Genomic DNA, 18,902 nt, shown 5'->3' on the forward strand with positions numbered 1-18,902 from the left:
CCATGGCCGAGATCCGCAAGCCCAGGGCGCCCCGTCCCGCCCCACCCCGGTCCGCCGCGCCGCGGCCCAAGCTGGCGGTCTGGAAGTTCTCGTCGTGCGACGGCTGCCAGCTCTCGCTGCTCGACTGCGAGGACGAGCTGCTGGCGGTCGCCGGCGCCGTGGAGATCGCCTATTTCCTGGAGGCGACGCGGGTGGCGATCAAGGGGCCGTACGACGTCTCGCTGGTCGAGGGGTCGATCACCACCCCCCACGACGCCCGGCGCATCCGCGCCATCCGCCGCCAGTCCAAGGTGCTGATCACCATCGGCGCCTGCGCCACCGCCGGCGGCATCCAGGCGCTGCGCAACTTCCGCGACGTCGAGGCCTTCACCCGGGCGGTCTACGCCCACCCGGAGTACATCGACACCCTGGCCACCTCCACCGCCATCCAGGACCATGTCGCGGTCGACTTCGAGCTGCGCGGCTGCCCGATCGACCGGCGCCAGCTGCTGGAGGTGCTGAACGCCTTCCTCAACGGCCGCAAGGCGGTGGTGCCGGCGCACAGCCAGTGCGTGGAGTGCAAGATGGCCGGGACGGTGTGCGTCATGGTGGCCCAGGGCACGCCGTGCCTGGGCCCGGTGACCCAGGCGGGCTGCGGCAACCTGTGCCCGGGTGTGGGGCGTGGCTGCTACGCCTGCTTCGGCCCGCAGGAATCGCCCAACACGGCCAGCCTGGCGCGGCGCATGGCGGCGCTGGGGATGGAGCGCCGCGACATCGCCCTGGCCTTCCGCTCCTTCACCGCCAACGCCGAAGCCTTCCGCCAGGAGGGCGACGCCCACGACGACGGGCGGGATCGCCCGTTGGCCGAGCCCGCAGAGGTGACCCGATGACCAGCCGCGACGCGGGCGCCGGCACCCGCACCATCAAGGTCGACGCCCTCGCCCGGGTCGAGGGGGAGGGGGCGCTGTACGTGCGGGTCAAGGACGGCGTCCTCAAGGACGTCAAGTTCCGCATCTTCGAGCCGCCGCGGTTCTTCGAGGCGCTGCTGCGGGGCCGCCCCCATTCCGACGCGCCGGACATCACCGCGCGCATCTGCGGCATCTGTCCGGTCGCCTATCTGATGGGCGCCAGCCAGGCGATGGAGGAGGCGCTGGGGGTGGTGGTGCCGGAGGCCATCCGACGCACCCGCCGGCTGATGTACTGCGGCGAGTGGATCGAGAGCCACGTGCTGCACGCCTATCTGCTGCACGCCCCCGACTTCATGGGCTTCGAGGACGCCCTGCAGATCGCCAAGGTCCACCCCGGCGTGGTGGAGCGGGCGCTCGGCCTCAAGAAGCTGGGCAACCGCATCCTCGAGGTGATCGGCGGCCGCGCCGTCCACCCGGTCAACACCCGGGTCGGCGGCTTCTACAAGGCGCCGCCGCGCGCCGCGGTGCGGGCCCTGGCCGAGCCGCTGAAACGCGCCATCGAGGACAGCCTGGCCACCGTCGCCCTGTTCCAGGGGCTCGACTTCCCGGATTTCGAGCAGGACTACACCTTCGTCGCCCTGCACCACCCCGACGACTACGCCATCGAGCGCGGCCGCCTGGTCTCGAACCGCGGCCTGGACATCCCCATCGCCGCCTTCGAGGAGCATGTCGACGAGGAGCACGTCCGCCATTCAAACGCCCTGCACGGGGTGTTGCGGGATGGCAGCGGCCCCTACATGACCGGGCCGCTGGCCCGCTACGCCCTCAACTTCCACCAGCTTTCGCCGCTGTGCCGCGAGGCGGCGGCCGGGGCCGGGCTCGGGCCGGTGGTGCGCAACCCGTTCCAGAGCATCCTGGTCCGGGCCATCGAGACGCTCTACGCCTGCGAGGAGGCGCTGGCGCTGGCCGAGGCGTACGAGGAACCCGATCCGCCCGCCGCCCCCGTCACCGTCCGTGCCGGCCGCGGCACCGGCTGCACCGAGGCGCCGCGCGGCATCTGCTGGCACCGCTACGACCTCGACGGGGAGGGGCGGATCGTCACCGCCCGCATCGTCCCGCCCACCGCCCAGAACCAGAAGCAGATCGAGCGCGACCTGTGGGACGTGGTGGCCGCCAACCTCGACCTGTCCGACGAGCGGCTGACATGGCGCTGCGAGCAGGCGATCCGCAACTACGATCCGTGCATCTCGTGCGCCACCCATTTCCTCAGGCTGACCGTGGAGCGGGGGTAGGACGGGACGCCAGCCAGATCCCGGCGGCCACGGGCACGATGCCGAGCAGGTCGGGCGGGTGCACCGGCTCACCCAGCAGCAGCCACCCGTACAGCAGCCCCAGGGGCGGCATCAGGAAATGGGTGGCGCTGGCGGTGGTCGCGGTCGTGCGCTCCAGCAGGGCGTACCACAGGACGTGGGCGCCGACCGACACCACCAGCACGAGGTGGGCCACGGCCAGCAGCAGCGGCACCGTGACGGTGACCGCGCCGGCGTCCTCCACCGCGACCGCCACCGGCAGCAGGGCGAGCGCCCCGGCCATGGTCTGCACGCCGCCGTTGACCAGCAGCCCCGCCGGCGGGGCGTGGCGCTTGTAGAGGACCGCCCCGGCCACCAGGGCGACCAGCGCGCCGGCCGCCAGGAGCACACCCAGCGGGGTGTCGGCCCCGCCGTCCAGACGTCCCCGCACGATCACCGCCACGCCGAGCACCCCGAGCAGCAGCCCCAGCGCCGTGCGCCGGGTCAGCGCCTCGCCCAGCAGCGGACCGGCGACCGCCGCCGTCAGCACGGGGGCGCAGCCGACGATGATCGCCACCAGCCCGGACGAGGCGGCGCCCATCGCCAGGAAGCCGAGCCCGAGGTAGAGGGCCGTGTTCACCACGCCGAGCCCGCCCAGCACCGCCCAGCCCCGCGCGTCGAGCCGGGCCAGGTGTCCGCGCACCGCCGCCGCCGCCAGCAGCACTGCGCCGGCCAGCGCGAACCGGGTCGCCAGCAGCAGCAGCGGTGGCATGTCGGCCATGGCGACCTTGCCCACGGCGAAGGCCGAACTCCAGCCCAGGCAGAAGGGGACCACCAGCGGCCAGGGGGCTCCCGCCGCCGCATCCCCGCGCTCACTCTGCCCGCCCGCTCCGATCGTCGCCTGCGCCATCCGGTCCGCCCTCCCTGGCCCGCCCCTGTGCGGGCCGGACGGAGGGTAGGCGTCGCGCCTTGCATCGGGAAATTAAATGATCCAATCTCAATCATTCGACAAGCGAATGGTTCCACCATGATCAACCTGGACCTCGCCCTGCTGCGCACCTTCGTCTCGGTGGTCGAGACCGGCGGCTTTACCCGGGCGGGGGACCGCGTCCACCGCACCCAGAGCACCGTCAGCCAGCAGGTGCGCCGGCTGGAGGACGGGCTGGGCGTCGTGTTGCTGGAGCGCGGCACCCGGTCGCTCGCCCTGACCGACGACGGGGAACGCCTGCTCGCCTACGCGCGCCGGATGCTGAGCCTCAACGACGAGGCGCGGATGGCGCTGGGCGGCGCCGCCCCGCCGGAGGTGGTGCGTCTGGGCGTGCCGGAGGACTACGCGGTCGACCGCCTGCCGCGGCTGCTGTCGCGCTTCGCCCGGCGCAACCGGTCCCTCCGGCTCGACGTGCGTTGCGACATCAGCGAACGCCTGCGCGCCGGGTTCGAGGCCGGCGAGCTCGATCTGGCCTTGCTGAAGCAGGAGCCGGGCCGTCCCGGGGCGGTGTCGGTGTGGCGCGAGCCGTTGTGCTGGGTGGCGTCGGCCGCCGACCCGCCGCATCGCGCCGACCCGCTGCCGCTGGCGGTGTTCCCGCAGGGCTGCGTCTACCGCCACCGCGCGGTGCACGAACTGGACGCGGTGGGCCGGCCGTGGCGGGTCGCCTATTGCAGCCCCAACCTGTCCGGCGTCCAGGCGGCGGTGCTGGCCGGTCTGGGGATCGGCGTGCTGGCGCGCTCGGCGGTGCCGGCGGGGGCGGTGGTGCTCGGTCCCGGCGACGGGTTGCCGGCACTGCCCGACACCGAGCTGGCCCTGCTCGCGCCGCCCGCCGCCGCGGGCGGCGTCGGGCTGGTGGCCGACCTGCTGCGGCGCTCCCTGGCCGATGGCGGGCCGGAGCCGGAGGGGACACCCGTGTCCGATCCGGTGGGGGCGGTGCTGTGACCGTGCGGGTGATCGGGGTCGGCCACCCCTTCCGCAGCGACGACGGCGTCGGCCCGTGGATCGCCCGGCGGCTGGCCGGTCCCGGCGTCGAGGTGGTGGAGCATTCCGGCGAGGGGGCCGGGCTGATGGACGCCTGGGACGGCGCGGCGCGGGTGGTGCTGGTGGACGCCGTGCGCTCGGGCGCGGCACCCGGCACGCTGGTGCGCCTCGATGCCCTGGCGGCCCCCCTGCCGGGCGGGCTGCTGCGTTGCTCCAGCCACCTGTTCGGCGTGGCCGAGGCGGTGGAGATGGCGCGCGCGCTGGGCCGGCTGCCGCCGGCCCTGGTGATCTACGGGGTGGAGGGCGCCTGTTTCGACTTCGGCGAGGCGCTGAGCCCGGCGGTGGCGACGGCGGCGCTGGAGGCGGTGCGCCGCATCCGCGCCGAGCTCACGCCGGAACCCGGTCCAGGGTAGCGGCCAGCCCGTCCAGCAGGCCGGTCCGGCAGGGCGTGCCGAAGGCCTGGCGCAGCCGGCCGGGGTCGCCGATCGAGACGCGGATGTCGCCGGCGCGCGCGGCGTGGAAGCGGCGGCCGACCCGGCAGCCGCTCAGCTCCTCGAGCACCGTGGCGAGCATGCCGACCGAGGTGGGGCGGCCGGTGCACAGGTTGAACACGCCGGCGCCGCGCGGCCGGCGCAGCATCGCCATGACCAGGTAGTCGACCACGTCCTGGACGAAGACGAAGTCGCGGACCTGCTCGCCGTCGCCGAAGATGTCGAGGTCCTGGGAGCGGGCGATGCGCTGGGCGAAGATGGAGATCACCCCGGAATAGGGGGAGTGCGGGTCCTGGCGCGGCCCGTAGACATTGAAGAACCGGAACCCCACGGTCGCCACGCCGTGGATCGACCAGGCGACGCGGCCGTGCAGCTCGCAGCCCAGCTTGTCGGCACCGTAGGCGGAGAGGGGCCGGGTGGCCGCGTCCTCGGCCAGCGGCGTCGCCGGGTTGTCGCCATACACGGCGGCCGAGGAGGCGTAGACCACCGGCACCGGGCCCTCCGGGTTGGCGCTGCGCGCCGCCTCGAACACGCACACCGTGCCGGTCAGGTTGGTGCGGTGGGTTTCCGACCACAGCTCGCGCGAGCGCTGGACCGAGGCGACGGCGGCGAGGTGGAAGACGCCGTCGACGCCCGCGGCCGCCTCGGCCACGGCCTGCGGATCGGCGACGTCGCCGACCACCAGCCGCGCCCCCAGCGGCTTGTTCTCCAGCCGCCCGGTCGAGAGGTCGTCGAGGATGGACACGGCGTGCCCCTCGCCGAGCAGGCGGTCGGCGAGGTGCGAGCCGATGAAGCCGCAGCCGCCGGTGACCAGGTAGTGCGCCATCCGTCTCCTCCGTGTGCGCCGCTGCCGTCGTCGCAGCCGTCGCCGCAACAACGGCGAAGATCGGGCATCGGGCGCGCGATCGGCAAAGCCTCTTCGGCGTTACCCGCGCCTCGCCGGCCGGGGTGCGTCCGCGGCGGCGCGGTGCCGTCGGTCCTGCCCGAAGGGGGTGGGAGAGGAGGGGGGTTAACCGCGAGCGGCGGTCCAGGCCGCGGCAAAGCCGGGGGCGACGACGTAGTGATCGCCTTCGCGGGCATACCAGCCGCCGTCGGCAATCGGCCGGACGCTGCCGCCGCCCTGCAGGGTCATGGTGACGTAGGCCAGGGCTGACATTACCCGATCCATCGTCCCGTGCTTGGCGATGAGCGACGGTCGGTCGAGGATTCCGGCGACGACGTCGTCGATCACCTCAAGGTGGATCTCCTTGCGCCGTTCGCGTATGCGATGCAGCACTGCGGCGACCGAAGTGTTCCAATCGTGCGGCATAGGTGGCATCAGAGGACCCATATTCAAAGAAACTCAATCGTAATATGCACGAAATACGCTAGCAAGTGTCCTCTTTGAACAGCGAAGAGGATGGCTTGGCTGGGTTCTCCGTCTCCCAGGCGGGCCGGCCAGGCCTCCGGGTTCCCGGTCACCGGCGGCGGCCGCTGTTGCCGGGAGCCGTGGTTTATGGTAAATACGGCCCATGGAAACACGTCGCCCCGGTGACCGCGGTCACGAACCGATCCAGCCCGCCTCGGGCGCCGATGTCGGCGGCGGCCGGCTGGTTCCGGCCGGCCCCAGCGCACGGGCCGCCCGCGCCGGCGAGATCGGCGGCCGCGGCGGCCGCATCCCGTCGGTGCGCCAACTCGCCAGCCTGGTCATCAACGGCATCCTCACCCTGCCGCGCAACTACCGCCGCGGCATGTTCCTCGACATCGTGGTGTGACGGCGACCGGCGCCGCCCTCAGGGCTGGCGCAGGTGGGGCAGCGCCTCGGCCCCGAACAGGCGCTCCACCAGGAAGGCGGGCAGCTCGTGCTGGGGCAGGCACAGGCTGGTCGAGCGGTCGTGCAGCACGTGCAGGCAGAGCCCCGTCTGGTCGGGCCGGGCGGTGAAGCGGAACCGGGCGCGGGCGGCGCGGGCGAACGGCGCGTCCTCCAGGGCGTTGAGCGGCGGGAACGGCACCGCCTCCCACACGGCGCGGCGGTAGGCGTAGGAGAAGCCGTAGCCGACGAGGTTGTCGTCGGCGGCCGGGGCGTCCTGCTCGACCCGCGAATGCGAGCGGCGGGCCCAGCGGAAATGCGGTCCCCCCGCGGCGGTGTCCCAATAGCCGAAGCGGCCGTGCACCGCGGAATAGAGGAACCACCCCGACAGCTTGGCGACGTCGTGGCCCTCCTCCAGCCAGCCGACCAGCGTCTCCACATAGCCGGCGGCGTAGAAGTCGTCGTCGTCGAAATGGACGATGATGGCGCCCCGCGCCCGCTCGGCCAGGGCGTTGCGCTTCTCGCCCAGGGTGACGCGGCGCGGGTCGTGCCAGTAGCGCAGCCGGTCCCCCTGGCGGGCCGCCAGATAGGCGGAGGGCTGCGGGCTGTCGTCGTAGACCAGCCACTCCAGCGCCGGGTAGGTCTGGCGCAGCACCCCGGCGTGGCACAGCGGCAGGAACGCCTCGCGCTGGAAGGTCGGGGTGACGAGGCTGACGAGGGGCCGGTCGGCCATGAGCGGCGGTCCTTCGCGCGCGGCGCCGCTCCACGCCCTGCGCCCCGGCGGGGGCAGGGCGTGGAGCGGCAGGGCCTCAGCCGGCGGCGGCGGCCAGCGCCCGGTCCAGGTCGGCGATGATGTCCGCGGCGGTCTCGATGCCGATGGACAGGCGGATGACCTCCGGCCCGGCGCCGGCCATCGCCTGGGCCTCGGGGGCGAGCTGGCGGTGGGTGGTCGAGGCGGGGTGGATGATCAGCGACCGGCTGTCGCCGAGGTTGGCGACGTGGCTGAACAGCTCCACGCTCTCCACCAGCTTCACGCCCATCTCGTAGCCGCCCTTGAGGCCGAAGGTGAAGACCGAACCGGCCCCCAGGGGCAGGTACTTGCCGGCCGCCGCCTTGTACGGGGACGAGTCGAGCCCGGCGTAGCTGACCCAGGCCACCGCCGGGTGGCCCTCCAGGAACTCTGCCACCGCCAGGGCGTTGGCGCAGTGGCGCTCCATGCGCAGGGGCAGCGTCTCGATGCCGTTCAGGGTGAGGAAGGCGTTCATCGGCGCCTGGCTCGGCCCGAGGTCGCGCAGTCCCACGGCGTGGCCGTGGATGGTGAAGGCGAGGTGGCCGAAGGTCTCGTGGAAGCGCAGGCCGTGGTAGCCCGGCTCCGGCTCCGTCAGGGCCGGGAACTTGCCGTCCTTGGACCAGTCGAAGGCGCCGCTGTCGATCACCGCGCCGCCCAGCGACGTGCCGTTGCCCGACAGGAACTTGGTGGTGGAATGGACCACCAGGGTGGCCCCCCACTCGATGGGCCGGCACAGGTACGGGGTCGCCAGGGTGTTGTCGACGATCAGCGGGATGCCGGCGTCGGCGGCGATGCGGCCCAGCGCCTCGAGGTCGCTGACCACGCCGCCGGGGTTGGCCAGGCTCTCGCAGAAGATCGCCTTGGTCTTCGGGCCGATGGCGCGCTTCACCGCGTCGAGGTCGTCGAAGTCGACGAACGTGGCGCCCCAGCCGAAGGCGCGCGGGAAGCTGTTCTTGAACTGGTTGATCGAGCCGCCGTAGAGCTTGTTGGAGGCGACGAAGTCGTCGCCGGGCGCCATCAGCGGGAACAGCGCCATCATCTGCGCCGCATGGCCGGAGCCGGTGCAGGTGGCGCCGGCGCCGCCTTCCAGGTTGGCCATCCGCTCCTCCAGCGCCGACACCGTCGGGTTGGTCAGACGCGAATAGATGTATCCGAGCTTCTGCAGGTTGAACAGCGACGCCGCGTCGTCGGCGTCCTCGAACACGTAGGCGGTGGTCTGGTAGATCGGCACCTGGCGCGCCCCGGTGGCCGGGTCGGGGGCCGCACCGGCGTGGATGGCGCGGGTTTCGAAGCCGAAGGTCTTCTCGCTCATGGTGGGGTCCCTCTCGTTCGTGCTTGGTGGTGCGGTCGCCGGGTCGGCCCGGCGCCGCTCACATCAGTTTCTTGAAGCTCTTGGTCGGCCGCTTCGCGCCGAACAGCACGTTGGAATTGACGCCGATCCGGCCGATCTCGCCGAACAGGCGCTGGTACTCGATCTTGGGGCAGCGGTTCATCACCACGGTCAGCCCGGCCGCCTCGGCGCGCGCGGCGGCCGCGTCGTTGCGCACGCCCAGCTGCATCCACACCACCGTGGCGCCGACCGCGATGGCCTCGTCGACGATGGCGTCGGCGGCGGCGGCGTTGCGGAAGATGTCGACCATGTCCGGCGGCTCCGGCAGGTCGGCCAGCGTGCCGTATGCGCGCACACCCAGGAGCTCCCGCCCGGCCAGTTTGGGATTCACCGGGATCATGCGGTAGCCCTTGTCCTTCAGGTACTTCACCACGAAGTACGAGGCCCGCACCGGGTCCTCGCTGGCCCCGACCACGGCGATGGAACGCACCCGCCCCAGCACCTCCCGGATCAACGCGTCGCTGTACGTGTCGTGGTTCACGCCACCCTCTCCATCCCCTGTCCGCCCGGCCCGCGGCCGCTCACCGGCCGCACCACACCGGCGCGCGCTTGCCCAGGAAGGCGTCGATCCCCTCCCGGGCGTCCTCGGCCGCCATGTTGCGCACCATCACCTCCGACGCGTACGCGTACGCGTCGGCCGTTGGCATCTCCACCTGCCGGTGGAACGCCTCCTTGCCCACCGCCAGGGTCAGCGGCGATTTCGCCGCGATGGTCGCGGCGACCGCGGCGACCTCGGCGTCCAGCCGGGCCGCCGGCACCGCCCGGTTGATCAGGCCGATCCGCTCGGCGTGGGCGGCATCGACCATCGTGCCGGTCAGCAGCATCTCCATGGCCGCCTTGCGGCCCACCGCCCGGGTCAGCGCCACCATCGGGGTCGAACAGAACAGGCCGATGTTGACGCCCGGGGTGGCGAAGCGCGCGTCGTCGGCGGCGTAGGCGAGGTCGCAGGTGGCGACGAGCTGGCAACCGGCCGCCGTGGCCACGCCGTGGACGCGGGCGATCACCGGCGTGCGCACGCGCTGCACCGTCGCCATCAGCGCCGTACACGTGGCGAAGGTCTCCTCCACCAGGGCCTGGTCGGGGGCGGCGCGCAGCTCCTTCAGGTCGTGGCCGGCGCAGAACGCCGGCCCGGCGCCGGCCAGCACGACGGCGGCCACGGCGGGGTCGGCGGCGGCCCCCTCCAGCGCCGCCGTCAGGGCGCGCATCATCGCCAGCGACAGGGCGTTGCGGGCGGCCGGCCGGTTCAGGGTGAGGGTCGCCACCCCGGCGCGGTCGTCGCGCCGGACCAGCGGCTCGGTCTCGTCGGCGGGGGTGCCGGACGCGGTCATGGCGGTGCTCCCGTCCTCGTGATCCCGCGGCACCCGTCCGCGGGCCGGGGCATCTGACGGCAAGGCGGCGCAAAGTTCAACGGGAATCGGGGATCGCCGCCCTGTACAACAGCCCGATTCCGTTAAATGGCCGGCCGGTGCTCAGCGGCGGCGCGGCCGCCGCCGCACCTGCTCGCGGTAGAGGATGTAGACGCCGCTGGCGACGATGATCGCGGCGCCGGTCAGGGTGGTCCAGGCCGGCACCTCGGCGAACACGAACACGCCCCAGACGGTCGCCCACACCAGGGTGGTGTAGCCGAACGGCGCCACCACCCCGGCGGGGGCCGCGGTGTAGGCGCGGATCATGCAGAAATGGCTGCCCGCCCCCAGCGCCCCCAGCAGCATCATCAGGCTGACATCGGCCGCGGTGGGCGTCACCCACAGGAAGGGCAGCGCCACCGAACAGCCGAGCGCGCCGACCACGGTGGTGTAGAAGAAGGTCGTCAGCGGCGGATCGCTGGTCTTCAGCATCCGCGTGACGATCTGGTAGAAGGCGTTGGCCAGGGCGGCGCAGAGCGGCAGCAGCACGGTCCACTGGAAGACTCCGCTGGCCGGGCCGACGATCAGCATGGCGCCGGCGAATCCCGCCAGCACCGCCAGCCCACGCCGCCAGCCCACCGTCTCCTTGAGGAGCGGCACCGACAGCACGGTGATCAGCACCGGCGTCGCGTTGAGGATGGCGGTGACGTCGACGAAGGGCAGCAGCCCCAGCGCGGTCATCATCAGCAGCGTCACCGTCAGCAACAGCAGCGAGCGCACCATCTGCAGGCCCGGCCGCTGCGACACCATCAGCCGCGGCGAGTGCCAGGCCAGCAGCCCGGCCGCGAGCACGAGATGAACGGCGAACCGTGCCCAGGCGACCTCGATCACCGGATAGCTCTGGACCAGCACCCGGGTGATGGCGTCCTGGCTGACGAACAGGAAGGTCGTGGCGACCATCCAGACGATGCCGGCCCGTGTCGCCGCCCGCGCCTCCTCGGCCCGCGCCTCTTCGGCCTGCGCCTGCGCGGGATCGGCCGCCGCCGCACTGTCCAGGGAATCCACGGTGTCCGCATCCTGATGGGGAGACTGCGAATGATAGGGACAGAGGGTGCGCTGCGGCAATCGACGCTGCCGGATGGCAGCGTTGCTCGCCCGGCCGGGGCCCCGTTCGCCGCCGTATGGTCGACGTGCACCGCCGCCGCCGCTGGGCTATGGTCGGTGCGCCAACAGATGGGACGGGGGGAGCGCAATGGGTGGTCAGGACGCGGCGATCACGAAAGAGGCCCTGGAGACCCTGATCCGCGAGGGGGTGCCGCTGGTCGGGAGCTTCGGCGTGGAGATCGAGGAGGTGCGCCCCGGCTACGTGCGCATGCGCATGCCCTACAAGGAGGATTTCGTCCGGCCCGGCGGCACCGTCACCGGCCCGGCCATGTTCGGGCTGGCCGACGTCGCCCTCTATGGCGCGGTGCTGTCGAGGATCGGCCCCGTCGAACTGGCGGTGACCACGTCGATGACCATCAACTTCCTGCGCCGCCCCGCCCCGGTCGCTCTGGTCTGCGAGGCCCGCCTTCTCAAGCTCGGCCGGCGCCTGGCCTATGGCGAGATCCATCTCTATTCCGACGGCGAGGCCGAGCCGGTGGCCCATGTCACCGGCACCTATTCCATCCCGCCGCGGCGGTGACCCTCGGCGCCGCCGCTGCGGTATCATGATACCACGGCGCGGCGTCGCCGGAAATAAGCGTGTCAGATCAAGAGCTTTGCGATAGCGGTATCATAATACCGCGCCGACAACCCATTGATACAAAAGGCGTTTTTTTCGGTTGACTCGGACCCCGCCGCCCCGTACAAAACCGGCCGCTTCGGCGCCGCGGGATCCGGCGGTCCGCCGACCCACGATTCACGTGAACGAGTGTGGCGATGAAGACCTTCAATCTGAAGCCCAGCGACATCGACAAGAAGTGGTACGTCGTCGATGCCGAGGGCATGGTGCTCGGCCGGCTCGCCAGCATCCTGGCGAACATTCTGCGCGGCAAGCACAAGCCGACCTACACCCCGCACATGGACTGCGGCGATCACATCGTCGTGGTCAACGCCGAGAAGGTGAAGCTGACCGGCAACAAGCGCCGCGACGACATCTTCTACTGGCACACCGGCTATCCCGGCGGCATCAAGGGGCGCTCCAAGGGGCAGATCCTCGACGGCCGGTACCCGGAGCGGGTCATCACCAAGGCGGTGGAGCGGATGGTCCCGCGCGGCCCGCTCGGCCGTCGCCAGATGACGCACCTGAAGGTCTACAAGGGCCCCGCCCATCCGCACGAGGCCCAGCAGCCCGACGTGCTCGACATCGCCGCGATGAACCCGAAGAACAAGCGGAGCGCGTAATTCCATGGCCCAGGTCACCACCACCATCTCCAGCCTCAGGGATCTGCAGGCTGCCGGTGCGACCGGCACCGACGCCGCGCCCGTGGAGAACGCCGCGCCGAAGCTGGACAAGTTCGGCCGCGCCTACGCCACCGGCAAGCGCAAGGACGCCGTCGCCCGCGTCTGGGTCAAGCCGGGCACCGGCAAGATCACCGTCAACGGCCGCGACATCGAGGTCTATTTCGCCCGCCCGGTGCTGCGCATGATGATCAACCAGCCCTTCGGCCTGGTCGACCGCGCCGGCCAGTTCGACGTGCTGTGCACCGTCGCCGGCGGTGGCCTCTCGGGCCAGGCCGGTGCCGTCCGCCACGGCATCTCCAAGGCGCTGACCTACTACGAGCCGGCCCTGCGGCCGCCGCTGAAGGCCGCCGGGTTCCTGACCCGCGACGCCCGCGTCGTGGAGCGCAAGAAGTACGGCCGCGCCAAGGCCCGCCGCAGCTTCCAGTTCTCCAAGCGCTGAGCGCGCCCGGCCCCGCCGTTCATCGTCGACAAGAGGGGCGTCCCGCGCTGGGGCGCCCCTTTTTCGTGGTATCGTCGCGGCCCGCTGTCCTGGTTCCGCCGGGAGCGCGGGTCCACGCGCGTCGAGAGGGATCTTCATGGCCAACGACCTCACCCCGATCCGCATCGGCATCCTCGGTGCCAGCGGCTACACCGGCGCCGAACTGGTGCGCCTGCTGCTCCGCCACCCCGCGGCGCGGCTCAGCGTCCTGACGGCCGAGCGCCAGGCCGGCAAGCCGATGGCCGAGGTCTTCCCCCATCTCGGCGGCTTCGGCCTGCCCGACCTGGTCAAGATCGAGGACGTTCTCTGGGACGCCCTCGACCTGGTGTTCTGCGCCCTGCCGCACGGCACCACCCAGGAGATCGTCGCCGGCATCCCCCGCGGCCTGCGCGTGGTCGACCTGTCCGCGGATTTCCGTCTCCACGACGTCGCGGAATACGCGACCTGGTACGGCCATGAGCACCGCGCCCCGGACCTGCAGAAGGAGGTCGCCTACGGCCTGACCGAGCTGAACCGGCAGGGCGTGCGCAAGGCCCGGGTGGTCGCTAACCCCGGCTGCTACCCGACCTGCTCGCTGCTGCCCCTGGTGCCGCTGCTGCTGGAGGAGATGATCGAGCCCGGCGGGATCATCATCGACGCCAAGTCCGGCGTCTCCGGCGCCGGGCGCGACGCCAAGCAGGCCAACCTGTTCACCGAGGTGTCCGAGGGCTTCAACGCCTACGGGGTCGGCCACCACCGCCACATGCCGGAGATCGAGCAGGAGCTGCGCCTGGCCGCGGGCCGTCCCCTGACCGTCTCCTTCACGCCGCACCTCGTGCCCATGAACCGTGGCATGATGGCCACGATCTACGTGCGCATGACCGACGGCGTCAGCGCCGACGACCTGCGCGCCGCGCTGGACCGCCGCTACGCCGACGAGCCGTTCGTGCGCGTGGTGCCGCCCGGCGTCGCCCCGGCGACCCGTCACGTCCGCGCCTCCAACCACTGCCTGATGGGCGTGTTCCCGGACCGCACGGCGCGCGGCGCCATCATCGTCTCGGTCATCGACAACCTGGTGAAGGGCGCCTCGGGCCAGGCGGTGCAGAACATGAACGTCATGCTGGGCCTGGGCGAGACCACGGGCATCGACCAGACGCCGCTGTTTCCCTGACCCGCGGCGCGCCGCCCAAGGAGGCCCGATGTCCGGAGTCGTCCTTCCCTTCCGCGGCGTGGCGCCGCGCATCGACCCCAGCGCCTGGGTGGCCCCCACCGCGGCGGTGGTCGGCGACGTGACGATCGGTCCCGACTGCGGGATCTGGTTCGGCTGCACCCTGCGCGGCGACGTCAACGCGATCGTTGTCGGTGCCCGCACCAACCTGCAGGACGGCACCGTGGTCCACGTCTCCTCCACCGGCCAGGGCACCTGGATCGGCGAGGATGTCACAGTCGGGCACATGGCCCTGTTGCATGCGTGCACACTCGAATCCGGCTGCTTCATCGGCATGAAGGCCTGCGTGATGGACGGCGTGGTGGTCGAGTCGGGGGCGATGGTCGCCGCGGGCGCCCTGGTGACACCCGGAAAGCGTGTCGCGGCCGGGGAATTGTGGGCGGGAAGCCCGGCCCGGCGGCTGCGCGGGGTCGGCCAGGCCGACCGCGACGAGTTCGCCCGGCTGGCCGCCCTCTACGTCGACCTCGCCCGTGGCTATCGGGACACATGATGTGGCTTTCGCGGGGCTACCCACTCGACGAACGGTTAGTGCGGTGGTAAGCGTGATCCCGGCGGTTTCGTGCCCAGGCGGTAAGTCCACATAGGGCTTCCGGACGATGGGAAGGAACGGCTGCGATCCCCATGTGTAAGTGCGGATCGCGGTCAACGGTGGCGCGTAAGGACTGTTGCCGTGGCGTTGCCGGGCACGTTGCGCACCGGTCGCATCGAGATGCTGAGGGTAACCGGAGGATAGAACAGATGAAAAGCAGCATGCGAAACGGACTGGCGATGGTGTCGGCGCTCATGATCGCCGGCTTCGCGTCCCAGGCTTCCGCCCAGATGGCGACGTGGTGCAACCCCGTCCTGGCCATTTCCAACAGCACGCCGGTGATGTCCGCCGCGGGCACCCCGGTCATCCACAACGGCAGCTTCCCCTGCCCGGTGGCGGCGGCCCCGGTTGCCGCTCCGGCCGTGCAGCCGCAGTACCAGGTGTTCTTCGACTGGGATAAGTCGAACATCACCGCCGCCGCCGACCGCATCATCTCCGACGTCGTCACCGCCGTCGGCACCGGTGCCAACGCGCGCATCCACGTGATCGGCCACACCGACACGTCGGGCCCGCCCTCCTACAACCAGGGCCTGTCGGAGCGTCGCGCCGCCTCCATCCGCCAGGCGCTGGTCGCCAAGGGCATCCCGGCCACCGCCATCACCACCGAGGGCGTCGGCGAGACGCAGCTCCTGGTGCAGACCGGCCCGAACGTGCGTGAGCCCTCCAACCGTCGCGGCCAGATCCTGCCGCGCGGCACCAACATGCCGTCGTCCTGATCCAGCGCCATCGCTCTGGTTGACGGCGCGGCGTCTTTCGGACGTCTCGGAAAGCAAGCCCCGGGGGAGCGATCCCCCGGGGCTTTTTCTTGGCCCGGTCTGATGGACCGGCGCCGCGGGATCAGACCACCCGGGCCTTGACGTAGGAGCCGGGCGCGTCCTCCATGGCGGGCAGCGGCCCCGCGGCGGGGTCGCGGGCCTCGACCTTGCCGTTGGCGAACTTGGCCACCCACTTGTTCCACTCCGGCCACCACGAGCCGGGGGTGGGCTGGGCGTCCTTCAGCCAGTCGTCGGACGCCGCCGGCAGCTTGGTGTTGGTCCAGAAGCAGTATTTCTCCGCCGCCGGGGGGTTGACCACGCCGGCGATGTGGCCGGAGGCCGCCAGCACGAACTTGACCGGGCCGGAGAACACCTGCGTCGCGGCGTAGGTGCTCTTCCATGGCGCGATGTGGTCCTCGCGGGTGGACAGGAAGAAGGCCGGCGTCTTGATCGTGCGCAGGTCGATCGGCACGCCGCCCAGCGTCAGCGCCCCGGGCTTCACCAGCAGGTTCTTCTGGTACATGTTGCGCAGGTAGTAGCTGTGCATCGCCGCCGGCATGCGGGTGCTGTCGCCGTTCCAGTACAGCAGGTCGAAGGGGAACGGGTCCTTGCCCAGCAGGTAGTTGTTGACGACGAACGACCAGATCAGGTCGTTGGCGCGCAGCATGTTGAAGGTGGTGGCCATCTTCGAGCCGTCGAGATAGCCCTTCTCGTTCATCTGGCCCTCGAGGAACGAGAGCTGCTCCTCGTCGATGAACACCGACAGCTCGCCGGCGTCGGCGAAATCGGTCATGGTGGTGAAGAAGGTGGCCGACTTGATGCGACCGTCGCCCTTGGCGGTCATGTAGGCCAGCGTCGCCGCCAGCAGGGTGCCGCCGAGGCAATAGCCGATGGCGTTGACGTCCTCCTCGCCGGTCTGCTGCTTGATCGCGTCCAGCGCCGCCAGCGGCCCCTCGAACATGTAGTCCTCGAAGGACTTGCGCGCCAGCGTCTCGTCGGGGTTGACCCACGACAGCACGAAGACCGTATGCCCCTGGTCGACCGCCCATTTGATGTAGCTGTTCTTCTCGCGCAGGTCGAGGATGTAGAACTTGTTGATCCAGGGCGGCACGATCATCAGCGGCCGCTTGTTCACCTGCGGCGTGGTCGGCGTGTACTGGATGAGCTGCATCAGGTCGGTCTGGAACACCACCTTGCCGGGGGTGACGGCGATGTTCCGGCCGACCTGGAAGGCGTCGTAGTCGGTCATGGAGATGCGCAGCTCGCCCTTGCCGCGTTCCAGGTCCGCCAGCAGGTGCTCCAGCCCCTTCACCAGGTTCTCGCCGCCGGTCTCCACCGTGGTGCGCAGCACCTCGGGGTTGGTCATGACGAAGTTGGAGGGGGCCATGGCGTCGACGAACTGGCGGGTGTAGAAATCGACCTTGCGGGCGGTGTGGCCGTCCAGCCCGTCGACCTCGTTCACCGTGGACTGCATCCAGCGGGCCGACAGCAGGTAGGACTGCTTGATGAAGTCGAACAGGGTGTTCTCGTCCCAGGCGGCGTCCTTGAAGCGGCGGTCGTCCTTGGCCGGGGTGATGACGGGCGCTGCGTCCTGGCCGAGCATGCGCTGGGTGGTGCGCTGCCACAGGGTGAGATAGTCCTGCCACAAGGACATCTGCGCCTTCATCAGCTTGGCCGGATCGGCCATCATCCGTGTCGTCATCTCCAGGAACGCGTTGCCGATGCCCATGGGATCGGGGTTGCCGGCGGCGGCGCCGTCGCCGTTCTGTCGCGACAGGAAGTCGGTGACGAGGCGCTGGCTTTGCTCGGCGATGCGGGTCATCGCGCGGGACAGCTCGACGGGATCGGGCAGCTTCACGTCAGGCGCCTGGTGTTCGGCCATGGATGCGGTCCTTTTTGGTCGAGATTGGACTTCGGGTTGGGGCATTCTCAGGTTTATACGATGCAGCCGGGTTTGGGCAAACCGGCTTGGCGGGGTGGTGCCCGGCGGACCGGCCGGCGGCGCCGGTTTGCCGGTGGTTTTCCGCCATGTCGGCGGGGTGGGTGCGGCGACGTGACCGGGGCATCCCCGGGTCATAGCGGGTTCCGGTTAAGGTTTGATGTCCCGACGCGGTCGGGGCCAGGCACGACGGGGGAGGGGAGCATGGTGGCGCGGCGCGGTGCGGCGACGGTGGCGGCGATGGTGGGGCTGGGCCTGATGGGGGCGGTGCCGGCGGGGTGCAGCGACCGCGCCCTCGACAGCGGCCTGATCGGCAGCCTGACCGGGGAGCCGCGGGCGTTTCCCGCGACGCCGGTGCGCCCGATGACCGGGGAGGACACGGCCTATCCGAACCTCGCCACCGTGCCGCCGCGCCCCACCGACATCCCCACCGTGGCCGAGCGCCAGCGCGACATGGACGCCCTGGAGGGGGACCGGGCCGCGGCGCGGGCGGCGGCCGTGGCGCTGGAGCGCGGGGTGAGCCCGCTGGCGGTGCCGCCGCGCCCGGTGGTGACCCCCGGCCGCCGCTCCGGCGGCTGACCGCTCGGCGCCCCGGCGGGCCGGCCGGCGGCGTCACGAAAAGCCTTGATTTGTCGCCGTCCGCCGGCTAGTTCTCTCGCGTCCACGCGGTCCCCATCGTCTAGAGGCCTAGGACACCGCCCTTTCACGGCGGCGACACGGGTTCGAATCCCGTTGGGGACGCCACTCTCATTGCGCCCGGGAAAAGTTAGGCAGATCTACGCCTTACCGGGCTGCCGCGTTGGGCTTCCACACACGTTTCCCACACACGCCGCCCGGCTCTTTAAGGCTCATGAACCCATGGCTATGCTGTTTCCCTGATAAGCTGGGGAGGCCGCCATGGTCGATGCGTCTGTTGAGGCAAAAGCACAGGCCGTTATCGGTCATATCAAGCACGTTCGGTGTGATGTCGCCAATGCGGTTGGTATTATGGCAATGCACGATGCCGGCGGGGACCAGGAAACCGTTGATGCCATAAACGCCCAACCCCGTGACTTCGTTCAGTGTGCGGCAGTTATACAAGACGCGATTGCCGTATCTGCTTTTGCATCAATGGCTCGTGCATTCGATGAGGACAGTAGGAAGGAGAAGGAGGTGTCATCCTTCCCTACCGTCTTTCATCTTCTGAGTGATCCCATTGTGCAGCGTGCCGCAGGGTGCGGAGAGCAATCGAACACATACTTCCGCGAAGCGTTTGATTGTTGGAACCAGCTATCGCAGGTCTGCGGAATTGCCGGCCTTGAGTACGCGATAAGAGTCCGTTTGACAACCCTATCTGTGGCAGACTCGCCGGAGTAGCAGGCTCGCCATAGCGAGTTGAATCATGCCGCCGGAGACGTCGATCCTGGCTTCGTAGTCGCGGACCAGACGTCGCCAGCGGGTCATCCATCCGAAGGTCCGCTCGACCACCCAGCGCCGCGGCACGACCTTGAAACCTGGTTCGGTATCGGTTCGCCGGACCACCTCGATGGTGAAGTTGA

Annotated in this window: 23 protein-coding genes and 1 tRNA gene; 14 read left to right on the forward strand and 10 right to left on the reverse strand. The window is 70.8% G+C overall.

What is annotated here, in order from left to right; genetic code table 11:
- The first annotated feature begins 2 nt into the window (after nt 1-2).
- Nucleotides 3-869 carry an NADH-quinone oxidoreductase subunit B family protein gene (locus AC6H2I_RS10715; RefSeq protein ID WP_497500618.1) on the forward strand — a complete coding sequence of 289 codons (867 nt, stop codon included), beginning with the start codon at nt 3-5 and terminating at the stop codon, nt 867-869.
- On the forward strand, nt 866-2,179 hold the full coding sequence (locus tag AC6H2I_RS10720) for a Ni/Fe hydrogenase subunit alpha (protein ID WP_497500619.1): 1,314 nt from the start codon (nt 866-868) through the stop codon (nt 2,177-2,179). The genes AC6H2I_RS10715 and AC6H2I_RS10720 overlap by 4 nt, the downstream gene beginning before the upstream one ends.
- Here AC6H2I_RS10720 and AC6H2I_RS10725 read toward each other — a convergent pair.
- A complete protein-coding gene (locus AC6H2I_RS10725) occupies nt 2,154-3,086 on the reverse strand; it encodes a DMT family transporter (RefSeq protein ID WP_497500620.1) in 933 nt (310 codons plus the stop codon). The two genes, AC6H2I_RS10720 and AC6H2I_RS10725, sit on opposite strands and share 26 nt — an antisense overlap.
- 117 nt (nt 3,087-3,203) lie before the next feature.
- Between AC6H2I_RS10725 and AC6H2I_RS10730 the strand changes: the two genes are divergently transcribed.
- The gene (locus AC6H2I_RS10730) at nt 3,204-4,106 is read left to right on the forward strand and encodes a LysR substrate-binding domain-containing protein (RefSeq protein ID WP_497500621.1); all 903 of its coding nucleotides are present in this window, start codon (nt 3,204-3,206) and stop codon (nt 4,104-4,106) included.
- Nucleotides 4,107-4,108: 2 nt separating this feature from the next.
- Nucleotides 4,109-4,558 (forward strand): hydrogenase maturation protease, encoded by a 450-nt coding sequence (locus AC6H2I_RS10735; protein WP_497500622.1) that lies wholly within the window; start codon nt 4,109-4,111, stop codon nt 4,556-4,558.
- Here the strand turns inward: AC6H2I_RS10735 and AC6H2I_RS10740 are convergent.
- Together AC6H2I_RS10740 and AC6H2I_RS10745 are read right to left on the reverse strand one after the other, a co-directional pair.
- Nucleotides 4,533-5,462, reverse strand: coding sequence for an NAD-dependent epimerase/dehydratase family protein (locus tag AC6H2I_RS10740; protein ID WP_497500623.1), 930 nt, complete (start codon nt 5,460-5,462; stop codon nt 4,533-4,535). The two genes, AC6H2I_RS10735 and AC6H2I_RS10740, sit on opposite strands and share 26 nt — an antisense overlap.
- Before the next feature lie 183 nt (nt 5,463-5,645).
- A complete protein-coding gene (locus AC6H2I_RS10745) occupies nt 5,646-5,867 on the reverse strand; it encodes a hypothetical protein (protein WP_497500624.1) in 222 nt (73 codons plus the stop codon).
- A gap of 280 nt (nt 5,868-6,147) precedes the next feature.
- On the opposite strand from AC6H2I_RS10745, the gene AC6H2I_RS10750 reads away from it, so the two are divergent.
- The gene (locus AC6H2I_RS10750) at nt 6,148-6,390 is read left to right on the forward strand and encodes a hypothetical protein (protein WP_497500625.1); all 243 of its coding nucleotides are present in this window, start codon (nt 6,148-6,150) and stop codon (nt 6,388-6,390) included.
- An 18-nt stretch (nt 6,391-6,408) separates the two neighbouring features.
- Here AC6H2I_RS10750 and AC6H2I_RS10755 read toward each other — a convergent pair whose 3' ends face one another.
- The 5 genes from AC6H2I_RS10755 to AC6H2I_RS10775 form a co-directional block, all read right to left on the reverse strand.
- Nucleotides 6,409-7,158 carry a glycosyltransferase family 2 protein gene (locus AC6H2I_RS10755; protein ID WP_497500626.1) on the reverse strand — a complete coding sequence of 250 codons (750 nt, stop codon included), beginning with the start codon at nt 7,156-7,158 and terminating at the stop codon, nt 6,409-6,411.
- 76 nt (nt 7,159-7,234) lie between these two features.
- Nucleotides 7,235-8,527 (reverse strand): O-acetylhomoserine aminocarboxypropyltransferase, encoded by a 1,293-nt coding sequence (locus AC6H2I_RS10760; RefSeq protein WP_497500627.1) that lies wholly within the window; start codon nt 8,525-8,527, stop codon nt 7,235-7,237.
- Between the two features lie 58 nt (nt 8,528-8,585).
- Entirely contained in the window at nt 8,586-9,086 is a 501-nt protein-coding gene (locus tag AC6H2I_RS10765) for a CoA-binding protein (protein WP_497500628.1), read from the reverse strand.
- A gap of 40 nt (nt 9,087-9,126) precedes the next feature.
- On the reverse strand, nt 9,127-9,933 hold the full coding sequence (locus AC6H2I_RS10770) for an enoyl-CoA hydratase (RefSeq protein WP_497500629.1): 807 nt from the start codon (nt 9,931-9,933) through the stop codon (nt 9,127-9,129).
- A gap of 141 nt (nt 9,934-10,074) precedes the next feature.
- Nucleotides 10,075-11,016 carry a DMT family transporter gene (locus AC6H2I_RS10775; RefSeq protein WP_497500630.1) on the reverse strand — a complete coding sequence of 314 codons (942 nt, stop codon included), beginning with the start codon at nt 11,014-11,016 and terminating at the stop codon, nt 10,075-10,077.
- A 187-nt stretch (nt 11,017-11,203) separates the two neighbouring features.
- On the opposite strand from AC6H2I_RS10775, the gene AC6H2I_RS10780 reads away from it, so the two are divergent.
- The 6 genes from AC6H2I_RS10780 to AC6H2I_RS10805 all read left to right on the forward strand — a co-directional run bounded on the left by AC6H2I_RS10780 (nt 11,204) and on the right by AC6H2I_RS10805 (nt 15,386).
- Nucleotides 11,204-11,635, forward strand: coding sequence for a PaaI family thioesterase (locus AC6H2I_RS10780; RefSeq protein WP_497500631.1), 432 nt, complete (start codon nt 11,204-11,206; stop codon nt 11,633-11,635).
- 236 nt (nt 11,636-11,871) lie between these two features.
- Nucleotides 11,872-12,336 (forward strand): 50S ribosomal protein L13, encoded by a 465-nt coding sequence (rplM, locus tag AC6H2I_RS10785; RefSeq protein WP_497500632.1) that lies wholly within the window; start codon nt 11,872-11,874, stop codon nt 12,334-12,336.
- 4 nt (nt 12,337-12,340) lie between these two features.
- Nucleotides 12,341-12,835, forward strand: coding sequence for a 30S ribosomal protein S9 (gene rpsI / locus AC6H2I_RS10790; protein ID WP_497500633.1), 495 nt, complete (start codon nt 12,341-12,343; stop codon nt 12,833-12,835).
- Nucleotides 12,836-12,971: 136 nt separating this feature from the next.
- The gene (gene argC, locus AC6H2I_RS10795) at nt 12,972-14,024 is read left to right on the forward strand and encodes an N-acetyl-gamma-glutamyl-phosphate reductase (RefSeq protein WP_497500634.1); all 1,053 of its coding nucleotides are present in this window, start codon (nt 12,972-12,974) and stop codon (nt 14,022-14,024) included.
- A gap of 28 nt (nt 14,025-14,052) precedes the next feature.
- Nucleotides 14,053-14,571 (forward strand): gamma carbonic anhydrase family protein, encoded by a 519-nt coding sequence (locus AC6H2I_RS10800; RefSeq protein ID WP_497500635.1) that lies wholly within the window; start codon nt 14,053-14,055, stop codon nt 14,569-14,571.
- Nucleotides 14,572-14,819: 248 nt separating this feature from the next.
- Nucleotides 14,820-15,386, forward strand: coding sequence for an OmpA family protein (locus AC6H2I_RS10805; protein WP_497500636.1), 567 nt, complete (start codon nt 14,820-14,822; stop codon nt 15,384-15,386).
- Between the two features lie 121 nt (nt 15,387-15,507).
- On the opposite strand, the gene AC6H2I_RS10810 is transcribed toward AC6H2I_RS10805, so the two are convergent.
- Nucleotides 15,508-17,307, reverse strand: coding sequence for a PHA/PHB synthase family protein (locus tag AC6H2I_RS10810; protein WP_497500637.1), 1,800 nt, complete (start codon nt 17,305-17,307; stop codon nt 15,508-15,510).
- Nucleotides 17,308-17,568: 261 nt separating this feature from the next.
- Between AC6H2I_RS10810 and AC6H2I_RS10815 the strand changes: the two genes are divergently transcribed.
- From AC6H2I_RS10815 to AC6H2I_RS10825, 3 genes are all read left to right on the forward strand, one after another.
- Nucleotides 17,569-17,943, forward strand: coding sequence for a hypothetical protein (locus AC6H2I_RS10815; protein WP_497500638.1), 375 nt, complete (start codon nt 17,569-17,571; stop codon nt 17,941-17,943).
- A gap of 89 nt (nt 17,944-18,032) precedes the next feature.
- A tRNA-Glu gene (locus AC6H2I_RS10820) sits at nt 18,033-18,108 on the forward strand.
- Nucleotides 18,109-18,261: 153 nt separating this feature from the next.
- Entirely contained in the window at nt 18,262-18,720 is a 459-nt protein-coding gene (locus AC6H2I_RS10825; RefSeq protein ID WP_497500639.1) for a hypothetical protein, read from the forward strand.
- Here the strand turns inward: AC6H2I_RS10825 and AC6H2I_RS10830 are convergent.
- The coding region (locus AC6H2I_RS10830; protein WP_497500640.1) for a transposase at nt 18,694-18,902 on the reverse strand (209 nt) is incomplete at its 5' end. The genes AC6H2I_RS10825 and AC6H2I_RS10830 overlap by 27 nt on opposite strands.

This window comes from Azospirillum sp. NS33, from assembly GCF_059703765.1.